Raw genomic sequence first — 22,427 nt, forward strand, 5'->3', positions numbered from 1 at the left:
CCATGGGTCTACCGGTCACCCACCGGCGCCCGCCACACCAGGGTGGTGCCGCCGTCGGGCGGGCTGTGCAAGGCGAGGTCCCCGCCCGACTGGCCCGCCCGTTCCGCCATGTTGCGCAGGCCGCTGCGGCGGCCGTCGGGGGGAATGCCGACGCCGTTGTCGGAGACGGTGAGGCGGACCTCGCGGCCGTCGGTCTCCAGGGCCACCGCGGCGCGGGTGGCCCTGGCATGCCGGGCGGTGTTGGTCAGGGCCTCGGAGAGCACGGCCACCACATGGTCGGCGGTCTCCTTGGGGACCTGGGTGTCCACGAGGCCCTCCATCCGCAGACTGGGCGCGAAGCCCAGCAGCGGCGCCGCATCGCCGACCACGCGCACCACGCGGGCCCGCAGGCCCGGGGCCGTCGCGCCCTCTCGCGCGCGCAGGCCGAAGATCGTCGACCTGATGATCTTGATCGTCTCGTCCAGGTCGTCCACCGCCCGCGCGACGCGTTCGGACGCCTCGGAGTGCTCGATGAAACGGCCCGCGCTCTGCAGGGTCATCCCCGTCGCGAACAGCCGCTGGATCGCCAGGTCATGGAGGTCGCGGGCGATGCGGTCGCGGTCCTGGAGCACCGCTATCTCCTCGGCGTCCTCGCGGCGTTCCGCCAGTTCCATCGCGACCGCGGCCTGTGCGGCGAAGCCCCGCAGCGCCTCGGTCTCCTTGCCGGTGAACTCCGCCTGGCCGCGCCCGCGCGCCAGCAGGACGATCCCCCGCACGCCCTCGTCCGCCCCGATGGGGATGCCCACCGCCGGGCCGAGCCCGGTGAACCGCGCCTGGTCGGCGGCGCGTTCCTCGGCCGCGATGTCGGGGGTGCCGACCGAGGTCGCCTGCGAGAACGCCCGGCCGATCAGCCCGTCGTCCGCCGGCAGCACGAGGCCGCGATGCGCCTCGGCGCCCTCCCCGATGGCGAGTTCCACCGTGAGCGCGCCGGTGTCCGCCATGGGCAGGGCGACCACGGCCAGGGCCGCCGACGTGATCTCCCTGGCGCGTTCGGCGATCAGGCCGAGCACCTCGCCGCGGTCGCTGCCGGACATCAGCCGGTGCGTGATCTCCGCGCTCGCCTGGAGCCAGCGTTCCCGCAGCCTCGACTCCTCGTACAGGCGGGCGTTGTCGATCGCCACCCCGGCCGCCACCGCCAGCGTGGACAGGACCGACTCGTCCTCCTCGTCGAACTGCGCCCCGCCCCGCTTCTCGGTCAGGTACAGATTGCCGAAGACCTGGTCCCGCACCCGGATCGGGACGCCCACGAACGTGTTCATCGGCGGGTGGTGGGGCGGGAAGCCGTACGAGGCGGGGTGTGCGGAGAGCTTCTCCAGCCGCAGCGGCTCGGGGTGGCTGATGAGCTGGCCCAGGATGCCGTGCCCCTCCGGGTAGTGACCGATCGCGGTGATCCGCCGCTCGTCGATCCCGACGGTGTGGAAGGCCGACAGGCGCCTGCCGTCCGGCCCGATCACGCCGAGGGCGGCGTACTCCGCGTCCACCAGCACGGCCGCGGCCTCGACGATGCTGTGCAGCGCCTGTTCCAGGTCCAGTTCCCGGCCGACGGAGAGCACGGCCTCCAGCAGGCTGTGCACCCGGTCGCGGGTGCCGCGGGCGGCGTCCAGCCTGGCCTGCAGCTCCTCCAGCAGCTCGTCCAGCCGCAGGTGCGGCAGCCGTACGCGGGCCTGACGGGACTCCTCGGAGCTTCCCACCGGTCGTTCCTCCAGGTCCCTCGGCGCACGGGCGGCGGGCGCCCGGGTCGTGTGCCACGGTATCGGTCGGACGCGGGGGAGCATACGGGTCCCAGGGCGCGGTGCGCGGGTGCGTCAGCGTCCTTCGTTCCGTGCCTGGGTGGCGATGACGGCGGCCTGGATGCGCCGTTCCACGCCGAGCTTGGCGAGCAGCCGGGAGATGTGGTTCTTCACGGTCTTCTCGGCGAGGAAGAGCCGCTGGCCGATCTGGCGGTTGGTCAGCCCCTCGCCGATGAGGGCCAGGATCTCCCGTTCCCGCTCGGTCAGGCCGGGCAGGGCGTCCGGTTCCTCCTTCGGCCGGTCCCCCGCGCGGAGGCGGGCCATCAGCCTGGCGGTGGCGCTCGGGTCGAGCAGGGACTGCCCTGCGGCCACGGTGCGGACGGCCGACACCAGGTCCGAGCCCTTGATCTGCTTCAGGACGTAGCCGGACGCCCCGGCCATGATCGAGTCGAGCAGGGCCTCCTCGTCGTCGAACGAGGTCAGCATCAGGCACGCGAGGTCCGGCACGCGGGAGCGCAGTTCCCGGCAGACGGTCACACCGTCGCCGTCGGGCAGGCGGACGTCGAGGACCGCGACGTGGGGGCGCAGCGCGGGGACGCGTGTCAGCGCCTGCTCCACGGTGGCGGCCTCGCCGACCACCGTGATGTCCGGTTCGTCGTCCAGCAGGTCGTGCACCCCGCGCCGCACCACCTCGTGGTCGTCCAGCAGGAAGACCCGGATCGGGCTGTCGGGGCCGGGCCGTTCGCCGTCCGCCATCGGATGATCCCTCTCGTGCGCGCCGGGCGCCGGTGTCCGCACCCGCGCGCGTACCGGCTTCCTCCGTCCCGCATCCTTCCCGCTTCCGGGGCGGACGACCAGGGCCGGTCGGCCCCGATTCCGCGGGCGGACCGGCCCGGCGGGCGCGCGGGGACGGCCGGACGCGGACGAGGGCCGAACGGCCCCTGGTGCGCCGCACACGGGCTCCGGTCCAATGGCCTGAGCGCACACGCGCCGTGTGCCACGAGCCCCTACGGAACCCGCCATGTCCTTCGACAACGCCGAACCGGCCGTTCCCCGGCCCCGTCGGAGCGTCGCGCTCGACAGCGACGAGGCCCTGCGGCTGCTGGGCAGCGTGTCACTGGGAAGGATCGTCTTCACCCGGTACGCGCTCCCCACCATCCGCCCGGTCCAGCACGTGCTGGACGGCGGGGACGTCGTCATCCGCACCCACGAGGGGGCGGCCATGACCTCGCGGACCCGGCAGCCCGGCGGTCCGGGGGTGGTCGTCGCCTACGAGGCGGACGCCATCGACCCAGTGACGCACCTGGGCTGGAGTGTGGTGATCACCGGCTACGCCCACCTGGTCACCGACTCGGGGGAACTTGCCCGCTACCGGAGGCTGCTCCGCCCGTGGGTGGAGCAGTCCATGGACTACGCCGTCCGTATCCGACCGGATCTGATCACCGGCGTGCGTCTCACGGCCGTCGGGCGGCCCGCGGCCTGAACCGGCGCGCGGGCCGGAGTCCCTTCGTGTGCGGCGCCGTTCATCCGGTCGGCACGACGAGCACGGGGCAGTGGGAATGATGCAGCAGGGTGTGCGCCACCGGGTCCAGGTGAGGTCCGAGGCAGCGGGCGCGCTGGGGGGCGCCGATGACGACGAGGTCGGCCGCGCGGGTCGCTTCGAGCAGCGCGTGCGCCGGTCCGGTGCGGACCGCGCGGGCATCGGTTCCGGCAGCGGGCTCCTCCGCCCTGTCCCGCCGGGTGAGCCGCGGCCGCCCTCGTGCCGTCGAGGACGCGGCGGCGGGCAGGTGGTCACGGACATGCAGGACGCGGAGCCTGGCGCCGCGCCACTCCGCCTCCCGGAAGGCGCAGGCGGCCACCTCCGTGTCGGCCTCGTCGGCCAGGCCGAGCAGGACCTCGCCTGCGTCGCCGCGCGTGTGGTCACCGCGTACGACCAGCAGCGGGCCGCGTACCTGTGCCGCCAGGCGCAGGCTCACGGAGCCGAGCAGCAGGCCGGTGAGGCCGCCGAGGCCGCGCGTTCCGACGACGGTGAGCGCGGCGTGCCCGCTCTCCCGCACCAGGGCCCGTACGGCGCTGCCCCGGACGGCCATGGTCGTGACCGGCAGTCCGGGGTGACGCGCGTGGACCCGTGTGGCGGACGCCGCCAGTATCGGGGCGGCCTCGTCGAGGTCGGGCACGGTGTACACGACGCGCAGTGCGGCGGCGCGGCGCGCCGCCTCGTCCGCGGCCCGGTCCAACGCCCTCATGGAGACCAGCGAGCCGTCCACACCGGCGACCACCTGATCGGCATCCATCGTCGTGCTCCCCTTCTCTTCCGTGTTCCGCGAACGATCGGTGCGGCGCTCCGGCCGGCGGCCGTCTCAGAAGGCGGCCACTCCCCGTTTCCGGAACTGCTCCAGGACCCGCCCGACCAGCTCGGGGTCGGGGCCCGGGGTGTCCCGCAGCGGGAAGGGCAGGCCGAGCGCCTCGTACTTCGGCGCGCCGAGTCTGTGGAACGGCAGGACGTCCACGCGCTCGACGCTGCCGAGCCCGGCGACGAAGCGGGCGAGCCCGTCGACGGCCTCGGGTGCGTCGGTCCAGCCGGGGACCAGGACGTAGCGGACCCATGTGCGGACGCCGAGCCGGTCGAGCCGGGTCGCGAAGTTCACCGTGGGGGTCAGCGAGCCGCCCGTCAGCGCGCGGTGGGCGGTCACGTCGAACGACTTGATGTCGAGGAGCACCAGGTCCGTGTCGGCGAGGAGCCCGTCGGTGGCGCGGGCGCCGAGGAAGCCCGACGTGTCGAGCGCGGTGTGCAGCCCGGCCTCCTTGCAGCGGCGCAGGACCGCGGCGGTGAAGGCGGGCTGGAGCAGGGGCTCGCCGCCGGTCAGCGTCACCCCTCCCCCGGCCGCGGTGACGAAGTCCCGGTACCCGCCGATCCCGGCCATCACCTCGTCGACGGTGGCCTCGCGGCCGTCCCGCATGTGCCAGGTGTCGGGGTTGGCGCAGTACAGGCAGCGCAGCGGACAGCCGCTGGTGAACAGGACGAACCGGGTCCCGGGCCCGTCCACGCCGGTGGACAGGTCCCAGGAGTGGATCCGCCCGGTCGTCCCCGCGGCCCGCCCGTTCACAGCGTTCCGTGGAAGGTGCGGCTGATCACGTCGAGCTGCTGCTCACGGGTCAGGCGGACGAAGTGGACGGCGTATCCGGAGACGCGGATCGTCAGGTCCGGGTGGTTCTCCGGGTGCCGCATCGCGTCCCGCAGCGTCTCGCGGTCCAGGACGTTGACGTTCATGTGGAAGCCGCCCGAGGCCGTGTAGGCGTCGAGGATGCCGACCAGGTGGGCCGCGCGTTCGCCGGGGCGGTGGCCCAGGCCCTCGGGGGTGATCGTCGTGGTCAGCGAGATGCCGTCGCGTGCCTGGTCGTAGGGGAGCTTGGCGACCGACAGGGCGGAGGCGGCGACGCCGTGCCGGTCGCGCCCGTTCATGGGGTTGGCGCCGGGGGCGAAGGGCTGTCCGGCGCGGCGGCCGTCGGGGGTGTTCCCGGTGTGCTTGCCGTAGACGACGTTCGAGGTGATGGTCAGCACCGACTGGGTGTGCTCGGCATCGCGGTGGGCGGGGTGCTCGCGGACCTTCGCCATGAAGGACGCGACCAGCCCGGCGGCGAGGGCGTCGGCGCGGTCGTCGTTGTTGCCGTAGGCCGGCCAGTCGCCCTCCGTCACGTAGTCGACGGCCAGGCCGGTGGCGTCGCGGATCACCTTCACGCGCCCGTACCTGACGGCGGACAGGCTGTCGGCGGCGACCGACAGGCCGGCGATGCCGCAGGCCATGAAGCGGTGCACCGGATGGTCGTGCAGGGCCATCTCGATACGCTCGTAGGCGTACTTGTCGTGCATGTAGTGGATGACGTTGAGCGTGTCGACGTAGGTGGCGGCGAGCCAGTCGAGCGTCCGGTCGTACGCCGTGGACAGTTCCTCGTAGTCGAGGTACTCGCCGGTCAGCGCGGGCGTCCGCGGGGCGACCTGCTCGCCCGTCATCTCGTCCCGGCCGCCGTTGACCGCGTACAGCAGCGCCTTGGCGAGGTTGACCCGCGCGCCGAAGAACTGCATCTGCCTGCCGACCGCCATCGCCGACACGCAGCAGGCGATCGCCGTGTCGTCGCCGGTGCGCGGCCGCAGCAGTTCGTCGGACTCGTACTGGACGGCGCTGGTGTCGATCGACACCTGCGCGCAGAACCGCTTGAAGCCGTCCGGCAGCCGGGGCGACCAGAGCACGGTGAGGTTGGGCTCGGGGGCGGGTCCGAGGTTGTGGAGCGTCCGGAGGAAGCGGAACGAGGTCCGGGTGACCAGCGGGCGCCCGTCCTCCCCGAGTCCGCCGATGGTCTCCGTCACCCAGGTCGGGTCGCCGGAGAACAGCGCGTCGTACTCCGGGGTCCGCAGGAACCGCACGATCCGCAGCTTGATGACGAAGTCGTCGATCAGCTCCTGGGCGCGGGTCTCGTCGATCTGCCCTTCCGCCAGGTCCCGCTGGAGGTAGACGTCCAGAAACGTGGAGGTGCGGCCGAGGGACATCGCGGCGCCGTTCTGCTCCTTCACCGCCGCCAGGTAGCCGAGGTAGAGCCACTGCACGGCCTCGTGGGCGGTGGTGGCCGGGCGGGCGACGTCGCAGCCGTACGAGGCGGCCATCTCCGTCAGCTCGCCCAGCGCGCGTATCTGCTCGGCCAGTTCCTCGCGGTCGCGGATGACGTCCGGGTCGGAGGGCCGCGCGTCCAGCAGGGCGCGCTCGCCCCGCTTGGCCTCGGTCAGCCGGGCCGTGCCGTACAGCGCCACCCGCCGGTAGTCCCCGATGATGCGGCCGCGGCCGTAGGCGTCGGGCAGGCCGGTGACGATGCCCGCCCGGCGGGCGGCGCGCATCTCGGGCGTGTAGGCGTCGAACACGCCGTCGTTGTGGGTCTTGCGGTAGGTCCCGAAGACGCGGGTGACGAAGGGGTCGGGCTCGTGGCCGTACGCCTTCAGCCCGTTCTCCACCATGCGCAGGCCGCCGTTCGGCATGATCGCCCGCTTGAGCGGGGCGTCGGTCTGCAGGCCGACGATCAGCTCGCGGTCGCGGTCGATGAAGCCGGGGCGGTGGGAGGTGATGGTGGACGGGGTGCGCGGGTCGACGTCCAGGACGCCCTTGCGGCGCTCCTCGGGGAACAGCGCGCTGACCTTCCGCCAGACGGCCAGGGTGCGTTCGGTCGGGCCGGCGAGGAAGGCCTCGTCGCCTTCGTACGGGGTGTAGTTGGCCTGGATGAAGTCGCGTACGTCGATGCGGCTGCGCCACAGCGTTCCGGCGAAGCCGCGCCATGCCTCGGCCCGTCGCCTGCCGGCTCTCACGGTTGCGGTCATGACCGGTCGTCCTCTCCCTGATCCGTCTGTACGTGTCCTGCTCGCTCCCCATGCTTGTCCGGCGCGGCCGCCGCGGGCAGTGCCGGACAGCACCGGCGGGTGGTCCTTCCGGCCCTGGGGCGATGGGGCCGGGCGGTCCGCCCCCTCGCTATCCGCGCGGCTCCTGCCCGCCCGGCCGGGAGCGGGCGTCGTCGCGCCGGACGCCGAGCCTGTCGACGACCGCGACCACGCCGTCCACCTGGCGCGTCACGGAGACGGCGATCCTCGCGTCGCTCCTGTGCTCCACGTGGCCGGACAGCGTGACCACCCCGTCGGCCACCGAGACCTCGATGGTCCCCGGCGCCGGGCGCAGCGCCCGTACGAGGACCTCGTCGATCACGTCCCAGCGGATCTCGCGGTCGGGCCGCAGGAAGACGCGGAGGAGGTCGTGGCGGGTGACGATGCCGACGAGCCGGTCCTCCTCGTCCAGGACGGGCAGCCGTTCCACCCGCCGGGCGGCCATGGTGCGGGCCGCCTCGGCGATGGTGTCGTCGGCGTGCACGGTCACGGGCGGGCCGGTCATCAGCTGCCCGGCGGTACGCGCCCGCGCCTTCGCGGCCTGCCCGCCGGTGCCGCGCCTCGGGCGGGCCAGGCGGCGCGTCGGCGCGTCCGCGGGCCGTGCCTGGCGGGCCATCAGGTCGGTCTCGGAGACGACCCCGAGGACCTTGTCGTCCTCGTCCACGACGGGCAGGCCGCTGATGCGGTGGTCGGCCAGCAGCCGGGCCACCTCCTTGAACGGGGTGCCGTACTCGGCCCGGACGACGTCCGTGGTCATCACGGAGCCGACCTTGTCGTGCTTCATGGGGGGTTCCTTCCTCAGCGGGGTCGGCGCTGGCGCGGGTCACGGGTCCGGGGAGGGCCTCCCGGGCGGGCGGGCGGTACGCGCGCCCGGGGGTCGTTCGGGCGGCGGTGCGATCCGGTCGGACGGCCGCCGCCCTCCTCCGTCGTACGCGTCAGTCGTGCGCCACGACGGCGACGGGGGCCGTGGCGTGGTGCAGGACGCTGTGCGTGACCGGGCCGATGTGCACGCCGAACGGGCTGCGGCGGACCCGGCGGCCGACGACGAGCAGCGACGCCTCACGGGACGCGTCCACCAGGTGGTCGGCCACGCTGCCGTTGCGGGACCGCTCGGTCACCTCGACGGCCGGGAACCGCCGCCGCCACGGACGCAGCACCTCGGCGAGGGTCTCGGCCCGCTCCTTGGACAGCTCGTCGAGGAGCCCGGGGTCCGCCGCGAGCGCGTACGCGTAGGAGGGCGGCGGGTTCCAGCCGTGGACGACCGTCAGGCCCGTCTCCCGGCGGAGCGCGGCGTCGAAGGCGAACCCGATCACCGTGTCGTGCGGGCTGCCGGTGTCGAGGCCGAGGACCACGGGCCGGAAGGGCGTGCCCGCGGGGGACCCCGTGTGCGCGGCGGAGGCCTGCTGCCCCGCGCGGACCAGGACCACGGGCTGTTCGCTCCGGGCGACGACGGCCTGGCCGACGGAGCCCAGCAGAAAGCCGCCGATGCCGCTCAGGCCCCGGGAGCCGAGGACGACCAGTGCGGAGTCCCGCGCCGCGCCGGACAGCACCTCGTGGGGCAGGCCGTCCAGCTGTTCCACGGTCACGTCCACGCCGGGGTGGCGCAGGCGGAGGCGGTCGGCGGCCTCGCGCGCAATCCGTTCGGACCACGCGTGGTGCGTCTCGGCGCGGGCGGGCGGCGCCTGGACCATGAACTCAGGGACGGGCTCCCGGGCGTGGACGAGCCTCAGCGGCAGGCCGCGCAACTCCGCCTCGCGGGCCGCCCACTCGGCGGCTGCCAGGCTCTCGGCCGATCCGTCCAGACCCGCGACTACCGTGCTGACCATGATTCCGCCTCCAGTGCGGTGAGGTGATGGGCCCTTGCGGCCCGAGGGGTTCGTGACGCGGGGCCGTCCGGCCCCGTGCGCTGTCCGGCGGACGCGGCGGACCCGTGGGGCGGGCCGCCGCGTGCGCCCCGGTCAGCGCAGCCAGGCATGGTCCCGGACGACGGGCAGCCGCGCCCAGACCCGGCCCAGGCCCCAGGTGGCGCCGGCCCCCGCCACGGCGAGGGCGATCAGGGCCACCGCGTAGATCACGTGGTAGTCGACGAACGGGTTCGTCGACATGCTCGGCGCGCCGTCCGACAGGTGCCGCGCGGGGGGCCACTCGGCGATCCACATCAGCGCCATCATCGCGGTGCCCGCCAGCGCGGCCGGTCGCAGCGCGACACCGGCCATGACGGCGATCCCGACGCCGAGCAGGCCGAGCATGAACATCCAGTCGGCCCACGCGGCCCCGGCCCAGTCGTGGAACGTGGACTCCATCGGCCCGACGGCCACGCCGCTGAGGAACCCCCTGGTCGGCGAGCCGCCGTCGACCCAGCCGCTGCCGGAGGGCGTGGCGTAGCCGAGGCCGAACGCCTTGTCCAGGAACGCCCACAGGAAGACGAAGCCGGTCAGCAGACGCAGCGACGCGAAGGCGTAGGCGCGGACGGTGTGCGTGTCGGCGAGTGCCGACGCCGTGTCCCCGGACGCCGGGGTGGTCCGGTCCCCACGCGACGACAGCGGGCGGAACCCCGGGCTCCGGTGGGGGTGCTCGTGCACGGTCATGGTGGTGGTCCCTTCGCGGGTGGTTCCAGTCGGTGTCTGGCACCTCCTACTCTCGGCTCACGGGGCGCTCCGCGCCGGATGCCGAAGGTCCGCGGCCATGGGGCTGAACGGCCCTGATGACAGGGCCCGTTGGACGGCGGCCGCCCGGACGTGCGCCGATGGGCGGGCGCGGTGCGACCGCGCAACGGGACCGCGGGCACACGCGTCATCGGCCTCTGAGGCGGAAGGCCCGTCGTAGCAAGGCCATTGAGGCTGTCCGTGTTGTCATGCGTGCGCGGATGCGCTCGATGCGGGGGCCGACGCGTGAGTTCGGTCCGGCCGTTCGTGCGGCGGTGCGGAATGAGCGGGCCGGCCGGGCCGGTTCGTCGGCGACGCGCGGGGGGTTCCCGGCCAGCCGGTGCGTGTACCGGTGGCCGCTGGAGGCCACGGCCCGCATCGCCGTCGGGGCCGTCCGGAGCACGTCGATCTCCGTGGCGGAGGTGCGGCTGGCCCTGTTCGGGTGTTCGCGGCGCGAACCGGCTGACCGCCGACGCACCGGCTCCCGCTCCGTTCGCCCTCAGGGGTGACCCGGGCCGCCGGGCGGGCCACCCGCCCGTGCGAACGCGGCCGTGCTCCTCTTTCTCCCCGCGCGGGTGACCGGAGGCTGCCCGCCGAAACGATTCCCCTCCTGTACCGGCCTGTGTCGCGGAGCGGAGGGAGGGCGAACGGGGGGTGGCTGAGCGGCTGGTCCGCCGCGCCTCACCCTCATCCGGTGCCCGGTCGCGGCCTGCAGGCTGAGCGAGTGGCGCCGGACCGGTACGAGCACGGTTCGTTCCCTGCCGTCTCCAGTCGGCGCCGCGAGACATGACCGCCGGACAACCACCTCCGAAGGAGAACGATGCTTTCGTTCCGCCCCCGTGCCCTCATCGCGGCCGCAGCCGCGGCCACCCTCCTCGTCGCCTTCGGCGGGGGAAGCGCCTCCGCGGCCGACCGCACCGGCCAGGACCTCGTCAACCGGACCGACGGGAGCCGTCTCGCGCTCTACGGCGACTCCGAGGCGGAGGGCGCCACCGCGGTCTCCCTCCGCGACCCGGGGTGGAAGCACAGGACCGAGGTCTGGGACGAGGTCGGCGGCCAGTGGGAGAACGGCCGCTACACGCTGACATTCAAGAACCAGGCCGCCGGCAAGTGCCTCCAGCCGGCCGACGCGGAGCCCACCCGCGGCACCACGATCGTCGTACGGACCTGCGACGGGTCCGACCTCCAGCGCTGGGTCCTGCGTCCCGAGGGCGACAACACCTCCCGCTGGTGGATCTGGCAGCCCAAGGTCGACACCGGCCTCGCCATGGCCCTCAACCGCTACAACGACGGCAGCTGGAACACCCTCTACCTGGACACCTCCTACCCGAGCGCCGACCGCCTCTGGCACCTGGCGGACGACAACACCAGCTGGTGACGGCGACCGCGCCTCCCCCGGGAGCTGACCGGGCGGAGGCGCGGACCGCGAGTCCGCCGCGGTCCCCGGCCGCCTGGCCGGGGACTCACCGCTTCCCGCGTCCGTGTCCGGACGCGCTGTCGACGGGTGGCTCAAGAGAACGCGCGTGACCTGGGCTGACGTGCTGGCGGCGCCTACGGGACCGGATCGGGGCCATAGTTGTCGGTCGTCTGCCCGTACGGGGACGGGCCGAGTGCCTCGGTGAGGAGGCGGTGGGCCGTGGTCCGGTCGGGGAGGCCGTCGGTGTCGCCGGGGTGGGCGACGACCCCGGCGGCGATCCGCGCGCCCAGGACGGCGGCGGCGTGCGGGCGGGCGCCCGCGAGCCGTCCGGCGAGGAACGCGCCGAGGAAGGCGTCGCCCGCGCCCACGGTGTCGACGGCCCGCGTGGGGTGCGCGGGGACGTGCCGCAGCCCTTCGTCCCACAGCCAGCAGCCGCGTTCCCCGCCCTTGAGCACCGTCTCGCCGACCCCGGCGGCACGCGCCGCGGCCAGCACCTCCGCGGGGTCGGTCGTGCCGAACAGCGGGCCTGACTCGTCGTCGCCCAGCACCAGGAGGTCCACGTGCGCGAGGAGCGGCCGCATCGTCGCCAGCGCGTCGTCGAAGCCGAGGGCGGGCCGCAGGTTCACGTCGAGCACCACGGCGGTGCCCGCGTCCGCCGGCTCCCGGACCAGCCGTTCCAGCAGGCGTCGCGGGCCAGGGCCCAGGGAGGCGGTCAGTCCCGAGACCACCACGGACCGCGGGGGCTCCTGCGCGGCGAGGAGGTCCGCGGCGGACGCGTCGAGTGCCGACGCGGCCGAACCGGCGCGGTAGTAGGTCACCCGCCGTTCCCCGTCGGCCGGAGTCTCGCGGAGGAAGAGGCCCGTCGGACGGGCGGGGTCCTCGCGCAGCAGCGTGTCCTCGACGCGCAGGTCGCGCACGGCGCGGCGTACCCGGCGCCCGGGGGCGTCCGTTCCCACGGCGGAGAGGAACGCGGCGCGGCCGCCGAGCCGGGCGACGGCGGCGCACACGTTCAGCTCCGCCCCGGCGACCGACACCGACAGCGCGTCCGCCTGCTCGATCGGCGACGGCGGGGGCGCCTGGAGGAGGAGCATGGCTTCGCCGACGCCGACGACGTCGAGGCGTGTGCCGAGTGGTGCGGGCGCGGGCGGCCAGGTCACCGTGCCTCCCCGGAGTGCTCCCGCGCGCCGGTGCGCCAGGCGGCGGTCAGTTCGGCGGCGCGTGCGCGCAGGCCGTCGAAGTCCCCGGCCGCCACGACGGCCTGGGAGACGAGGGAGCTGCCCACGCCGACCGCGTGGCAGCCCAGGGCGGCGTAGGCGCGGGCGGCGTGCGCGTCGACCCCGCCGGTCGGCACCAGGGGGATGTCGGGGAGCGGCGCCTGGAGGGCCTTGACGTACGCGGCTCCGCCGAGGGCGTCGACGGGGAAGACCTTGACCGCCGCCGCGCCGAGCCGCCAGGCCGTGTCGATCTCGGTCGGTGTCAGGGCGCCGCAGAGCACGGGGACGTCCAGCTCGGCGGCGGTCGCGAGGACGGCGGGCGAGGTGGTCGGGGTGACGAGGAACTGCGCCCCGGCCCGCGCCGCGCGGCGCACGTCGTCGGCGGTGCGGATGGTGCCCGCGCCGACCGAGGCGGCCACGCCCGCCTCCCGCCACCGCGCGATGGCCGCTTCGGCGCCCGGGGTGGTGAGGGTGACCTCCAGCGCCGGGACCCCGGCGTCCACCAGGGCGGCGCAGACATCGTCCGGCGGGGCGGTGCCGAGGCGGACGATGGCGACGACGCCCGCCGGGCCCCGCCGCGGGGGCTCGTGCCGCGGGCTCATCCCTTCACCGATCCCGTGGTCATGCCCTTGGTCAGGAACGGTTCGAGGAGCAGGAAGAGGAGGACCATCGGCAGCATCGAGACCAGGCCGACGGCCATCAGGCCGGACCAGTCCACGCTGAACTCGCCGATGAAGGAGGCGATGCCGACGGTGACGGTCCAGCCGTCGGGGTTGCCCATGAGCGTGCGGGCGAAGAGGAAGTCGCCCCAGGTGAGGATCGAGGCGTAGGTGAACGTCGCGGCGATGCCCGGCTTGAGCAGCGGGACGATCACGCGCCACAGGGCCCCCATCCGCCCGCATCCGTCGATCATCGCGGCCTGCTCGATCTCGACCGGGACGGCGTCGACGAACCCCTTCATCAGCCAGGTCGTGAACGGGACGGTGGCCGCGGTGTTGACCAGGGTGACCGACCAGAGGTTGTTGACCATGCCGAAGTGGGCGAAGAGCACGAAGACCGGGATGATCAGCAGCGTGCCCGGCAGCATCCGGCTGAACAGCAGGGTGAAGCCCATCGCCTGCTGGCCCTTGGTGCGGAAGCGGGAGAGGCTGTAGCCGCCCAGCGTGCTGACCACCGTCGAGATGACGGCGGCGCCGAGGGTGGTGATCGCCGAGTTCCGCAGCCAGTCCCAGAGGGGCACGTCGCGGAACACGGAGGTGTAGGCGTCGAGGGAGGTGGCGTCGGCGGGCGGGACCAGGGGCGGATCGGAGACCAGCAGACGTTCCGAGGGGACGATCGAGGTCATGATCATCCAGTAGACGGGGAACATCAGCACGGCGGTCACCGCGATCGCCAGGGCCAGCAGGGACCACCGGCGGGGGCGGGAGAGGGTGGTGGACATGGGGTGCTCCTGTGGTGACGGGCCGGTTCAGCCGAACTCGCGGCGCACGGACCGGCCCGCGGCCATCAGCAGGGCGCCGCAGATGGCCATGGTCACGATGCCGAGCGCGGCGGCGGTGCCCATCTCGAAGAACTGGAAGGCCTCGTTGTAGATCCGGATGGCGAGCGTCTGGGTGGCGTCGTTGGGTCCCCCGCCGGTGAGGGGGAAGATGAAGTCGAACTCGCGGAAGACGCCGATGCCGGTGATCACGATGGCGAGTGAGGAGGCCGTGCGGACCGCGGGCCAGGTGACGTGGGCGAACTGCCGCAGCGGGGACGCGCCGTCCACGCGGGCCGCTTCGTAGAGTTCGCCGGGCACGGACTGGAGCTGTGCCAGCAGGACCAGGACGAAGAAGGGGTAGTACTTCCAGATCGTCGGCAGGATCACGGCGACCATGGCGGTGTCGGGGTCGGCGAGCCAGGCGACGTTGCCGTCGATGATGCCGGTCGACCGCAGCAGGGAGTTCACGACGCCGTACGAGGCGTCGAGCATCCAGCTGAACGCGGCGCTCACCACCACGCCGGGCACCGCCCACGGCAGCAGGACCAGGGGCCGGATGATCCGGCGCCCGGGGAACGCCTTGTTGAGCAGGACGGCGAGGCCCAGGCCGATGGCGAAGGCGGGGACGACGACGCCGAGCGTGTAGACCATCGACCGCACGATGTCGTTCACCAGGCCGGGGTCGGTGAGGACGTCGCCGTAGTTGTCGAACGTGAGCGGGTTCTGCTCCAGGTTGAGCAGGTCGGATATCTGGCCGCCGCGGAGGCTGAGGTCGATCGCCACGTAGAGCGGGTAGGCCATCAGCAGGCCGACGACGGCGAGGGTCGGCGAGAGGGTCAGGTACGCGAAGACGCTGCGGCGCCGGTGCTCGCGCCGCAGTGCGGGCGAGGGCCCGGACGGCGGCCTGGTGCCGGGCTCGGCGGCATCCTTGCGCAGGGTGGGCTGTGAGGTGGTCGTCATCAGGACTCCATGGCTTGCTCAAGCTCGTCCTGTAGGCGGGCTGCGATCGAGGCGGTCGGCTCGTCGGTGGTGATCAGGGACGTGGCGGCGGCCGACACGATGTCGCTGATGCGGCCGAACTGCTCCCGGTGGGCCTGGTCGCCCGGGAAGATCGACACGGCCTCGTCGGCGAGCTGCTGGAAGAGGGCGAGCTGCGGGGTCTCGGCGACGGCCCGGTCGGTGACCGAATCGGCCCGGGGCGCGGGGTTCGCGGTCAGCTCGGTGTAGCGGCTCTGCCAGCGGGGGCTGGCGGCCAGTGCGATGAAGTCCCACGCGGCGTCCGCCTTGCGGGGGTCGATGCCCGCGGGGATGTGGATGCTGTTCGAGACGCCGCCGGGTACCTGGGGGAACGGGGCACGCGCGACCTGGAGCGCGGGGCGGACCGCGTCGGACGCACTGGCCAGCTCGCCCAGGAAGAACGGGCCGTCCAGGAGCATCGCGACCTTCCCGGTGAGGAACAGCTCGTTGCGCTGCTGGGACTGGATGCCGCGCGGTGCCTGGGCGAGCGCCCGGCGGTAGAGGTCGAAACCGGCGATCGTCGCGTCGCTGTCCGCGGTGAACCCGCCGTCGTCGGTGGACAGCGCGGCTCCGCTGCCGACGACGAAGGCGGCCAGCTCCGTGTAGTTGTCGGGGTTGGGCGCGGTCGTGGCGCCGAACCCGTAGATCCCGCCGCCGGTGATGGCCTCGGCGGCCTGGATCATCTCCTCGGCGGTGGCCGGGACCCGGGCGCCGACGGATTCGAGCAGCTGCTCGTTGTAGTAGAGGCTGTAGCCGTAGCCGAGCAGCAGGACGCCGTAGTCCTCGCCGTCGAGGGCCATCTCCTCCTGGAGCGGGGTCCAGGTGCGCGGGATGTCGGTGGACCGCATGCGGTCCTCCAGCGACGTGAGCCATCCGCGACCGGCGAACTCGGCGGCGTTCCGCGCCGGGAGGTGCACGATCTCGGGGCGGTCGTCGGCAGCGAACCGGATCGTGAGCTGGTCCACGTAGCTGTCGAACGGCAGCGAGTAGAAGTCCACCTTCACGTCCGGGCGTTTGCGTCCGAACTCGGCTATCAGTTCACGCCACCACAGTGCGAACGAGCCCTCGGCCGCCTGCCAGGAGGGGAACTCCAGGGTGATCTTCCCGTCCGCCGATCCGTCGCCGGAGCCGCAGCCGGAGAGGGCGGCGCCCGCGGCGGCGGCCAGGCCGAGCGAGAGCACCCGCCGCCTGGACGGTCTGAAGGACGGTGACGGCACCGGGCCGGTGAGCGGCGCCATCAGTGCGCACCGCCCGGCGTACGGGGTGCGGCGACGGCCGGGCCGGGGAGGTGCGGGTGCACGGTGGGGCCGGTGTAGCCGAGCGCCGTGCTGATCTCGTCGGCGGTCTCGATCACCCGCCCGGACAGTTCGGCCTCGCGGCTGTCGAGGTCCATGGCGGACAGCGAGCCCGAGATCGAGATGGCCGCGGCGATGCCCCCGGTGGTGTCGCGGATCGGTGCGGCCACGCAGGCGCGGCCCAGGGCGAGTTCCTCGACCTCCGTGGCGTAGCCGCGTCCGAGGACGGACTCGACCTGCGCGTCGAGTTCCTCGTGGGTGCCGATGGTCCGGCCGGTGAACCTGGGCAGTTCGGGGAGCATCGCGCGCCGCTGGTCAGGCGTGGTCCCCGCGAGGAGGCACTTGCCCATGCCGGTGGCGTGCAGGGCGTTGCGCTGCCCGGCCAGCGTCATCGACTTCGGCGCGAGCGCCCCCTCGAAGTTGGCGAGGTAGAAGACGGTGCCGCGGTGGAGGACGGACACGTTGACGCCGAGCCCCAGCAGCGCGGCGGCCTCCTGGGCGTGCTGCCGGGCGGCGCGGTGGACCGGATGCTGGTTGAGCGCGGACCCGGCCAGGGTGATCAGGCCGGTCCCGAGCCGGTAGAGGCCGGACTCGGCGTCCCGTTCCACGTACTCGAGGGCTTCGAGCGTCGCCAGCATGCGCGACGTCGTGGACTGGCCGAGTCCGGCGCGGGAGGCGACGTCGGCGCCCCGGAGGGGCCGTCCGTCGTGGAACGCCGCGAGGACGGCAGCGGCGCGCTCCACGCTCTGGTTCGTACTCGTGCCCTGCTCAGCTCCCATGGAACCGCTCTCCCACATCCGAGAAACTTGCGTTGCTCGACGGATACTGCATTAGAGTATCCGCCCAGCGCAAGGCTCCAACCGAAGAATGGATGCGGCGATGCAGATTGCCTCTGTCGAGACGTTCGTGCTCAAGGTCTTCCACCACGAGGCGTACCTCGGCGTCCTGCCGGACGGCAGCGAGGTACCGGCGGGCTACCAGGTGCGGGCGCCGTGGCGCAGCCTGTACTCGCGCCGGTTCGAGACCCTCCTCGTCAAGGTGACCGCCGAGGACGGCACGGCGGGCTGGGGCGAGGCGCTGGCGCCGGTCGCTCCCGAGGTGCCCGCGGGCATCGTCGACCTGCTGCTCGCGCCCGTCCTGCTGGGCCAGGACGCGCTCGCGCCCCGGCCCGCCTGGGTGAGGCTGCGGGACCTGATGCGCGAGCGCGGGCATCTGGTGGGCCATCAGGCCGACGCGCTGGCGGCCGTGGACATCGCGCTGTGGGACCTGGCCGGGCGGCTGCGCGGCGCCCCCGTCGCCGCCCTGCTCGGCGGGGCGTTCCGCGACCGGCTGCCGACGTACGTCTCAGGGCTGCCCCGTTCCACCGACGGGGAACGGGCCGAACTCGCCGCCGACTGGGCCGCCCGGGGCGCCGGGGCCGTCAAGCTGCACCTCGGCCACGGCGTGGACGCCGACCTCGCCACGGTCGACGCCGTCCGCGCCGCCGCGCCTGGCCTGCGGATCGCCGTGGACGCGCACTGGGCCTACGGCCCCGCCGACGCCCGGCGGCTCGCCGCAGGTCTCGCCGACCGCGGCGGCTGGTTCCTGGAGGCGCCGCTGGCCCCCGAGGACGAGGAAGGACACCGCCGGCTCGTCGCGCGGGCGGCGGTGCCCGTGGCGGTGGGCGAGACCCTGCGCAACCGGTACGAGTTCGCCCGCTGGCTGCACGGCCCCGCGCTGGAGATCGCCCAGCCGGACGTGGCGCGCACCGGCATCACCGAGGCGATGGCCATCGCCGAACTGTGCGCGGCGGCCCACGTCCCGGTGGCGCCGCACCACTCCGTCGGGCTCGGTGTCGCCCTCGCCGCCGGACTGCACGTGGCGGCGGCGGTCGAGGACCTGGCGGTCTTCGAGTACCAGCCGACGTCGACCGAGGTCGGCCAGCGCGTGCTGAGCACCCCGCTCACGGTCCACCCCGACCACTTCCCCCTCCCCGCCGGGCCAGGTCTCGGCATCGACATCGACGAGCGGGTCGTCCGCGACCTCGCCGGAAAGGACTGATCCCCCATGTCCCTCGTCCAAGGGCTCGTGCCGATCCTGGCGACCCCCTTCGCACCTGACGGCTCCCTCGACCTGCCCTCGCTGCGCCGCGTGGTGGAGTTCAACCTCGCCAGCGGCGTCGACGGGGTGGCCGTCTCCGGCATGGCGAGCGAGACGTTCGCGCTCACCACCGAGGAGCGGGCACGCGTACTGCGCGAGGTCGTGGACGTCGTGGCGGGCGCCGTCCCGGTGGTGGCCGGGGTCAACGCGACCTCGACGGTCACCGCCGTCGAGCAGGCCCAGGCGGCCGCGGCGGACGGCGCGGCCGCGCTCATGGTGCTGCCGCCGTACATGGTCAAGCCCACTCCGGCGCAGGTCGCCGACTTCTACGCGGACGTCGCGGCCGCCACGGACTGCGAGGTGATGGTCCAGGACGCCCCCGGGGTCACCGGTGTGGCCATGACGCCCGCGACGCTGGCCGCGCTCGGCAGGCTGCCGGGCGTCACCTCCGTCAAGGTGGAGGCGCCGCCGACACCGGCCAAGGTGACCGCCGTCCGCGACGCGGCGGACAAGGACTTCGCGGTGCTGGGCGGGCTCAACGCGCAGTTCTGCCTGGACGAGTACGCCCGCGGCGCCATCGGCACCATGCCGGCCTGCGAGTTCCCCGACCTGCTCCGCCCCGTGCTCGACGACTGGAACGCCGGACGCCGCGCGGAGGCACGGGAGGGCTTCGCCCGGCTGCTGCCCCTGATACTGCACGGGCTCCAGCAGGGCTGGGCCTGGGCGATACACAAGGAGGTGCTCGTCGCGAGGAAGCTCATCGCCGACGCGACCGTCAGATCCCCCGCACGCCCACTCGACACCCCGACCCGCACGGCACTCCACGAGATCCTGACCCCCCTGGGCATCACCACCAGCTGAGCCCCGCTCCCTTCCCCACCACCCCCGGCCCCACCGGGTGTCCGGCCCGGGCCGCCCGACCGGGCGGCCCGGTTCCGCCTCGCCGCACGCCTCCACCACCGCGCGCGCTCACGCTGCGGCGACGCGGGCGATTCCGCACGTCCGTAAACGCCTCAACCACTCGCGGCGAGTGTCACTCCGAACCGTTGGTGACCCAGTCGGCTACGGTCGCAGCGACTTCGGCAGGGCTCCGGCCGGTGGTGGTGAACTGCTGGTCGACCACGCACCGGAGCTCTGCGGCGTCCTCGACCGCGTCCTCGATCTGTTCCGCATCCCACCCGCGGGCGGCAAGGCGGGCACGTCTGTCCGTGTCGGAGCAGTCGAGGCGTGCCCAGGTGACATGCGGCGGACCCGCGGCGTCTCGGAGGGCTGTGCTTGCCCATTCACCCGGGGTCAAGGGACAGAGGATCAACACGGGTCCGCCTGACCGGAGCATCATGGTCGCGATCTTCACCCACAGCCTGTTGTAGGCGGGCCACACGGGACCGGCCGAGGAAGCGGTGATGTCGATCCCCAGCAGCCTGCCGTCCGGCTCAGGCAGCTCATCGAAGTCGGCGCTGGCGAAGGGGTATATCCCCAGGTGCGGCAGGAGTGCGGTCTTCCCGGCCCCCGGCGCGCCAGTGATGACATGCAGCTTCGACAACCGGCCTTCTCCCCTCAGCTCGCTCCCGACAGACACGCGTCGCCCTTCCGTGGGCCCGGCCGATCCCCGGCGCCGCACGCCGCTTGGACGAACTCGCTCTCGCTCCGGGTGACAGGCAGATCACGGCGTACGCGCTCAACCATCGGCGGCACAGGGCCTGGACGGGAGGCGGCCAGAGAACGCCTTCCCGTTTCAGTCGATCAAGTATCCACTCACGCCCGGGCGGGACCTCGACAATTGCCGCCTCCGCGCGGGCGCGGTTGGCCGCTTGTCCCGTCCGGGCAACGGTTTCCGCCGGTGGGGGGCCGGCGGAAACCGGGGTGGGCGGAGGGTCACCACATGCGGAACGTTGCGTTCGCCCGGTTCTGTGGTGTGTTGGTGATCGTCTCCTTCCAGAGCAGTGAGTCGCGGTGGCGCAGGTACTCGCCGGGGAAGTTCCAGGATTCGAAGGAGGTCAGTGCCGGGTCGGCGAGGCCTGGTCTGATGCGCCAGGTGGCGTCGGCGCGGAAGAGGGTGTCGTCCGTGGCGCGGTCCATCCAGACCTCGCCGAAGCGGTGGCGCAGGTAGTGGCCGGGGAAGTTGACCGATTCGAGCGACACGGCGGCGGGGTCGGCCAGGCCGGGGACGACGCGCCACTGCATGTCCGCGAACGGGGTGATGTCCGGGTCGATCCTGCCGCGGCTCCACTCGTGCCGCACGAAGCGGTTGGGCTGGTCGGACGCCTCAAGGCTGAACACGTTCGACCGCACCGAGAAGTTGTCGAAGACGGCCGAACGGCTCGCCCGCAGGCCGTTGGCGCCCGAGGCGTGGGTGGTGTCGGTCGCCTGGAGGCGGGGCGTCCGCATGTCGTCGACGTACACCTTCAGGGTCGATCCGGTGGCCTCGACCTTCAGCCGGTGCGTGGTGCCGACGCCGATGTCCAGTGCCGCCGCGGCCAGTTGGGTGCGGCTGTCGCCGACCCGGCTGAGGACCACGCCGTCCGGGCGCAGCGCCGCGTAGTAGCCGTGGTATCCGTCCGGGCCCGTGCCGGGCCGGGTGACGCGGAAGGCGAGACCGGCCTCGGAGCCGGCGTCCGTCAGCCGGACGTCGGCCTCCTGGACGAGGGAGGAGAAGGCGGTGTCCTGGACGGCGAGGGCGGTGGTGGCCGAACCGACGCCGTACGCACCGCCGTTGACGCTCCACTGCCCGGTGCCGTGGGTGCGCCAGCCGAGGGAGTTGCCGTCGGCGAAGTCGTCCTGGACCTTCATCGTGACGGGGCGGATGGTGCCGTCCTCGTTGAAGTACATCCGGTCGTAGGCGAGGGCCCGGTGGTTGCCGTCCGTCTCGCTCAGGGGGCGGCGGTGGTAGACGATGTACCAGATGTCGGTGCCGGGGACGTTGATCACCGAGTTGTGCCCCGATCCGCGGGCGACCGCCGCGTCCTGCACCAGCACGCTGTCGAGCCGGGTGAACGGCCCGGTCGGCGAGTCGGCGATGGCGTACGACACCGAGTAGTCGGGTCCTGTCCAGCCGCCCTCCGACCACATCAGGTAGTAGCGGCCGCCGCGTTTGAACATCTGCGGGCCCTCGGTGTAGCCGGACGGCGTGATCTCCCGGTAGGTGCTGCCGTCGGCGAACGTGCCGAGGCTGGTCATGTCGGGGTTGAGCTTGACGACGTTGGCGTGGCTCCAGCCGCCGTAGTACATGTACGCCTGGCCGTCGTCGTCGATGAAGACGTCCTGGTCGATGGGCTGGGCGCCATTGTGGAACTGCGCGATCAGCGGGCGGCCGATCGCGTCCCGGTAGGGGCCCTCGGGGCGGTCGGCCACGGCGACGCCGATGCCGCCGAGCTGCGAGTTGTTCTGGATGTCGTTGGCCGCGAAGTAGAGGTAGTAGCGCCCGTTGCGCTGGATCGGCGCGGGGGCCCACAGGGCGTAGCGGGCCCAGGAGATGTTCGCGGTCTCCAGGACTCTCGGGTGCTTGGTCCAGTTCACCAGGTCGGTGGAGGAGAACGCGTCGAGGAACGTCTGCTCGGAGTAGCTGCGCGAGGTCGTCGGGAAGACCCAGTACCGGTCGCCGTAGACGGCGACGTCGGGGTCGGCGTACCAGCCGTCGGCGATCGGGTTGCCCGCCTCGGCGGTGGTGACGACGGGTGGGGCGGCAGGGCCGTCGGCGGCCGAGGCGGCCGGCGAGAGGGTTAACAGGACTGCTGCGGAGAGGGCGACTGCCAGAGCGCGCAGGCGTCTCATGACGGAACCACCTTTCCCGTGCGTGGGGTCGTTGGGGGGTGGTGCGGTGGCGTGACGCGGGTGGGTGCGGGCGGTCGAGACGACTGCGGAGTCCGTGGCGCTGCACTGTCCGAGGGCGAACCACCTGGAGCGATGCCGTGGGGCGCACCGGACAGCGGCCGCTCACCGGTGGGATGGGCGACGAGTCCGGTTGCGGGACAGCATGCACCGGGGCGGCGGAGATGAACAGCACCGCTGCGGGAGTTTTTGTTTGATCATGTCGGCTGCTGTGCGTCCTGAGTGAGGGCAGGAGGAGGCCGACAGCCGGATCTGACACGACCA

20 protein-coding genes are annotated in these 22,427 nt (G+C 73.3%); 4 read left to right on the forward strand and 16 right to left on the reverse strand.

Going from position 1 to position 22,427, the window contains the following annotated elements; genetic code table 11:
* Positions 1 to 8: 8 nt before the first annotated feature.
* Positions 9 to 1,730: a GAF domain-containing protein gene (locus tag ACIBPC_RS26055; protein WP_398847967.1), complete on the reverse strand. Its 1,722-nt coding sequence runs from the start codon at positions 1,728 to 1,730 to the stop codon at positions 9 to 11.
* A 114-nt stretch (positions 1,731 to 1,844) separates the two neighbouring features.
* Positions 1,845 to 2,525, reverse strand: a complete 681-nt coding sequence (locus tag ACIBPC_RS26060; protein ID WP_362968437.1) for a response regulator transcription factor — start codon at positions 2,523 to 2,525, stop codon at positions 1,845 to 1,847.
* A 265-nt stretch (positions 2,526 to 2,790) separates the two neighbouring features.
* On the opposite strand from ACIBPC_RS26060, the gene ACIBPC_RS26065 reads away from it, so the two are divergent.
* Entirely contained in the window at positions 2,791 to 3,252 is a 462-nt protein-coding gene (locus ACIBPC_RS26065; protein ID WP_398847969.1) for a pyridoxamine 5'-phosphate oxidase family protein, read from the forward strand.
* 40 nt (positions 3,253 to 3,292) lie between these two features.
* Here the strand turns inward: ACIBPC_RS26065 and ACIBPC_RS26070 are convergent, their stop codons facing one another.
* From ACIBPC_RS26070 to ACIBPC_RS26095, 6 genes are all read right to left on the reverse strand, one after another.
* Positions 3,293 to 4,063, reverse strand: a complete 771-nt coding sequence (locus ACIBPC_RS26070) for a universal stress protein (RefSeq protein ID WP_398847971.1) — start codon at positions 4,061 to 4,063, stop codon at positions 3,293 to 3,295.
* A 66-nt stretch (positions 4,064 to 4,129) separates the two neighbouring features.
* Positions 4,130 to 4,876 (reverse strand): pyruvate formate-lyase-activating protein, encoded by a 747-nt coding sequence (pflA, locus tag ACIBPC_RS26075; protein WP_398847972.1) that lies wholly within the window; start codon positions 4,874 to 4,876, stop codon positions 4,130 to 4,132.
* Positions 4,873 to 7,131, reverse strand: a complete 2,259-nt coding sequence (pflB, locus tag ACIBPC_RS26080; RefSeq protein ID WP_398847974.1) for a formate C-acetyltransferase — start codon at positions 7,129 to 7,131, stop codon at positions 4,873 to 4,875. The genes pflA and pflB overlap by 4 nt, the downstream gene beginning before the upstream one ends.
* A 148-nt stretch (positions 7,132 to 7,279) precedes the next feature.
* A complete protein-coding gene (locus tag ACIBPC_RS26085; RefSeq protein WP_398847976.1) occupies positions 7,280 to 7,972 on the reverse strand; it encodes a CBS domain-containing protein in 693 nt (230 codons plus the stop codon).
* Positions 7,973 to 8,123: 151 nt separating this feature from the next.
* A complete protein-coding gene (locus ACIBPC_RS26090; protein ID WP_398847977.1) occupies positions 8,124 to 9,014 on the reverse strand; it encodes a universal stress protein in 891 nt (296 codons plus the stop codon).
* A 132-nt stretch (positions 9,015 to 9,146) separates the two neighbouring features.
* The gene (locus ACIBPC_RS26095; RefSeq protein WP_362968430.1) at positions 9,147 to 9,776 is read right to left on the reverse strand and encodes a hypothetical protein; all 630 of its coding nucleotides are present in this window, start codon (positions 9,774 to 9,776) and stop codon (positions 9,147 to 9,149) included.
* Between the two features lie 877 nt (positions 9,777 to 10,653).
* Between ACIBPC_RS26095 and ACIBPC_RS26100 the strand changes: the two genes are divergently transcribed.
* Entirely contained in the window at positions 10,654 to 11,211 is a 558-nt protein-coding gene (locus ACIBPC_RS26100) for an RICIN domain-containing protein (protein WP_398847979.1), read from the forward strand.
* 173 nt (positions 11,212 to 11,384) lie between these two features.
* Here ACIBPC_RS26100 and ACIBPC_RS26105 read toward each other — a convergent pair whose 3' ends face one another.
* From ACIBPC_RS26105 to ACIBPC_RS26130, 6 genes are read right to left on the reverse strand one after another with little or no spacing between them, the layout of a single operon-like run.
* Positions 11,385 to 12,407: a sugar kinase gene (locus ACIBPC_RS26105; RefSeq protein WP_398847981.1), complete on the reverse strand. Its 1,023-nt coding sequence runs from the start codon at positions 12,405 to 12,407 to the stop codon at positions 11,385 to 11,387.
* A complete protein-coding gene (locus ACIBPC_RS26110; protein ID WP_398847983.1) occupies positions 12,404 to 13,066 on the reverse strand; it encodes a bifunctional 4-hydroxy-2-oxoglutarate aldolase/2-dehydro-3-deoxy-phosphogluconate aldolase in 663 nt (220 codons plus the stop codon). Before ACIBPC_RS26110 ends, ACIBPC_RS26105 begins: the two co-directional genes overlap by 4 nt.
* Positions 13,063 to 13,905 (reverse strand): carbohydrate ABC transporter permease, encoded by an 843-nt coding sequence (locus ACIBPC_RS26115; protein ID WP_362968702.1) that lies wholly within the window; start codon positions 13,903 to 13,905, stop codon positions 13,063 to 13,065. Before ACIBPC_RS26115 ends, ACIBPC_RS26110 begins: the two co-directional genes overlap by 4 nt.
* A gap of 27 nt (positions 13,906 to 13,932) precedes the next feature.
* Entirely contained in the window at positions 13,933 to 14,904 is a 972-nt protein-coding gene (locus tag ACIBPC_RS26120) for a carbohydrate ABC transporter permease (protein WP_398847985.1), read from the reverse strand.
* Complete coding sequence (locus ACIBPC_RS26125) at positions 14,904 to 16,199, reverse strand: ABC transporter substrate-binding protein (protein WP_398847987.1); 1,296 nt, start codon at positions 16,197 to 16,199, stop codon at positions 14,904 to 14,906. Before ACIBPC_RS26125 ends, ACIBPC_RS26120 begins: the two co-directional genes overlap by 1 nt.
* Positions 16,199 to 16,999, reverse strand: a complete 801-nt coding sequence (locus ACIBPC_RS26130) for an IclR family transcriptional regulator (protein ID WP_362968705.1) — start codon at positions 16,997 to 16,999, stop codon at positions 16,199 to 16,201. The genes ACIBPC_RS26125 and ACIBPC_RS26130 overlap by 1 nt, the downstream gene beginning before the upstream one ends.
* Positions 17,000 to 17,135: 136 nt before the next feature.
* On the opposite strand from ACIBPC_RS26130, the gene ACIBPC_RS26135 reads away from it, so the two are divergent.
* Entirely contained in the window at positions 17,136 to 18,296 is a 1,161-nt protein-coding gene (locus tag ACIBPC_RS26135) for a mandelate racemase/muconate lactonizing enzyme family protein (protein ID WP_362968706.1), read from the forward strand.
* 6 nt (positions 18,297 to 18,302) lie between these two features.
* The gene (locus tag ACIBPC_RS26140) at positions 18,303 to 19,196 is read left to right on the forward strand and encodes a dihydrodipicolinate synthase family protein (RefSeq protein ID WP_398847989.1); all 894 of its coding nucleotides are present in this window, start codon (positions 18,303 to 18,305) and stop codon (positions 19,194 to 19,196) included.
* Between the two features lie 172 nt (positions 19,197 to 19,368).
* On the opposite strand, the gene ACIBPC_RS26145 is transcribed toward ACIBPC_RS26140, so the two are convergent.
* Both ACIBPC_RS26145 and ACIBPC_RS26150 read right to left on the reverse strand, forming a co-directional pair.
* Positions 19,369 to 19,878, reverse strand: coding sequence for a hypothetical protein (locus ACIBPC_RS26145; RefSeq protein WP_398847990.1), 510 nt, complete (start codon positions 19,876 to 19,878; stop codon positions 19,369 to 19,371).
* 332 nt (positions 19,879 to 20,210) lie between these two features.
* The gene (locus ACIBPC_RS26150) at positions 20,211 to 22,106 is read right to left on the reverse strand and encodes a family 43 glycosylhydrolase (RefSeq protein ID WP_398847992.1); all 1,896 of its coding nucleotides are present in this window, start codon (positions 22,104 to 22,106) and stop codon (positions 20,211 to 20,213) included.
* Between the last annotated feature and the right edge of the window lie 321 nt (positions 22,107 to 22,427).

It is taken from the genome of Streptomyces sp. NPDC049879 (assembly GCF_044461265.1).
Taxonomy (GTDB): Bacteria; Actinomycetota; Actinomycetes; order Streptomycetales; family Streptomycetaceae; genus Streptomyces.

Coding starts and splice junctions, on each gene's coding strand:
- ACIBPC_RS26095 (WP_362968430.1), bottom strand. CDS start 9,776: ATGACCGTGCACGAGCACCCCCACCGGAGCCCGGGGTTCCGCCCGCTG.
- ACIBPC_RS26070 (WP_398847971.1), bottom strand. CDS start 4,063: ATGGATGCCGATCAGGTGGTCGCCGGTGTGGACGGCTCGCTGGTCTCC.
- ACIBPC_RS26150 (WP_398847992.1), bottom strand. CDS start 22,106: ATGAGACGCCTGCGCGCTCTGGCAGTCGCCCTCTCCGCAGCAGTCCTG.
- ACIBPC_RS26140 (WP_398847989.1), top strand. CDS start 18,303: ATGTCCCTCGTCCAAGGGCTCGTGCCGATCCTGGCGACCCCCTTCGCA.
- ACIBPC_RS26110 (WP_398847983.1), bottom strand. CDS start 13,066: ATGAGCCCGCGGCACGAGCCCCCGCGGCGGGGCCCGGCGGGCGTCGTC.
- ACIBPC_RS26085 (WP_398847976.1), bottom strand. CDS start 7,972: ATGAAGCACGACAAGGTCGGCTCCGTGATGACCACGGACGTCGTCCGG.
- pflB (WP_398847974.1), bottom strand. CDS start 7,131: ATGACCGCAACCGTGAGAGCCGGCAGGCGACGGGCCGAGGCATGGCGC.
- ACIBPC_RS26090 (WP_398847977.1), bottom strand. CDS start 9,014: ATGGTCAGCACGGTAGTCGCGGGTCTGGACGGATCGGCCGAGAGCCTG.
- ACIBPC_RS26100 (WP_398847979.1), top strand. CDS start 10,654: ATGCTTTCGTTCCGCCCCCGTGCCCTCATCGCGGCCGCAGCCGCGGCC.
- ACIBPC_RS26060 (WP_362968437.1), bottom strand. CDS start 2,525: ATGGCGGACGGCGAACGGCCCGGCCCCGACAGCCCGATCCGGGTCTTC.
- ACIBPC_RS26065 (WP_398847969.1), top strand. CDS start 2,791: ATGTCCTTCGACAACGCCGAACCGGCCGTTCCCCGGCCCCGTCGGAGC.
- ACIBPC_RS26120 (WP_398847985.1), bottom strand. CDS start 14,904: ATGACGACCACCTCACAGCCCACCCTGCGCAAGGATGCCGCCGAGCCC.
- ACIBPC_RS26125 (WP_398847987.1), bottom strand. CDS start 16,199: ATGGCGCCGCTCACCGGCCCGGTGCCGTCACCGTCCTTCAGACCGTCC.
- ACIBPC_RS26115 (WP_362968702.1), bottom strand. CDS start 13,905: ATGTCCACCACCCTCTCCCGCCCCCGCCGGTGGTCCCTGCTGGCCCTG.
- ACIBPC_RS26135 (WP_362968706.1), top strand. CDS start 17,136: ATGCAGATTGCCTCTGTCGAGACGTTCGTGCTCAAGGTCTTCCACCAC.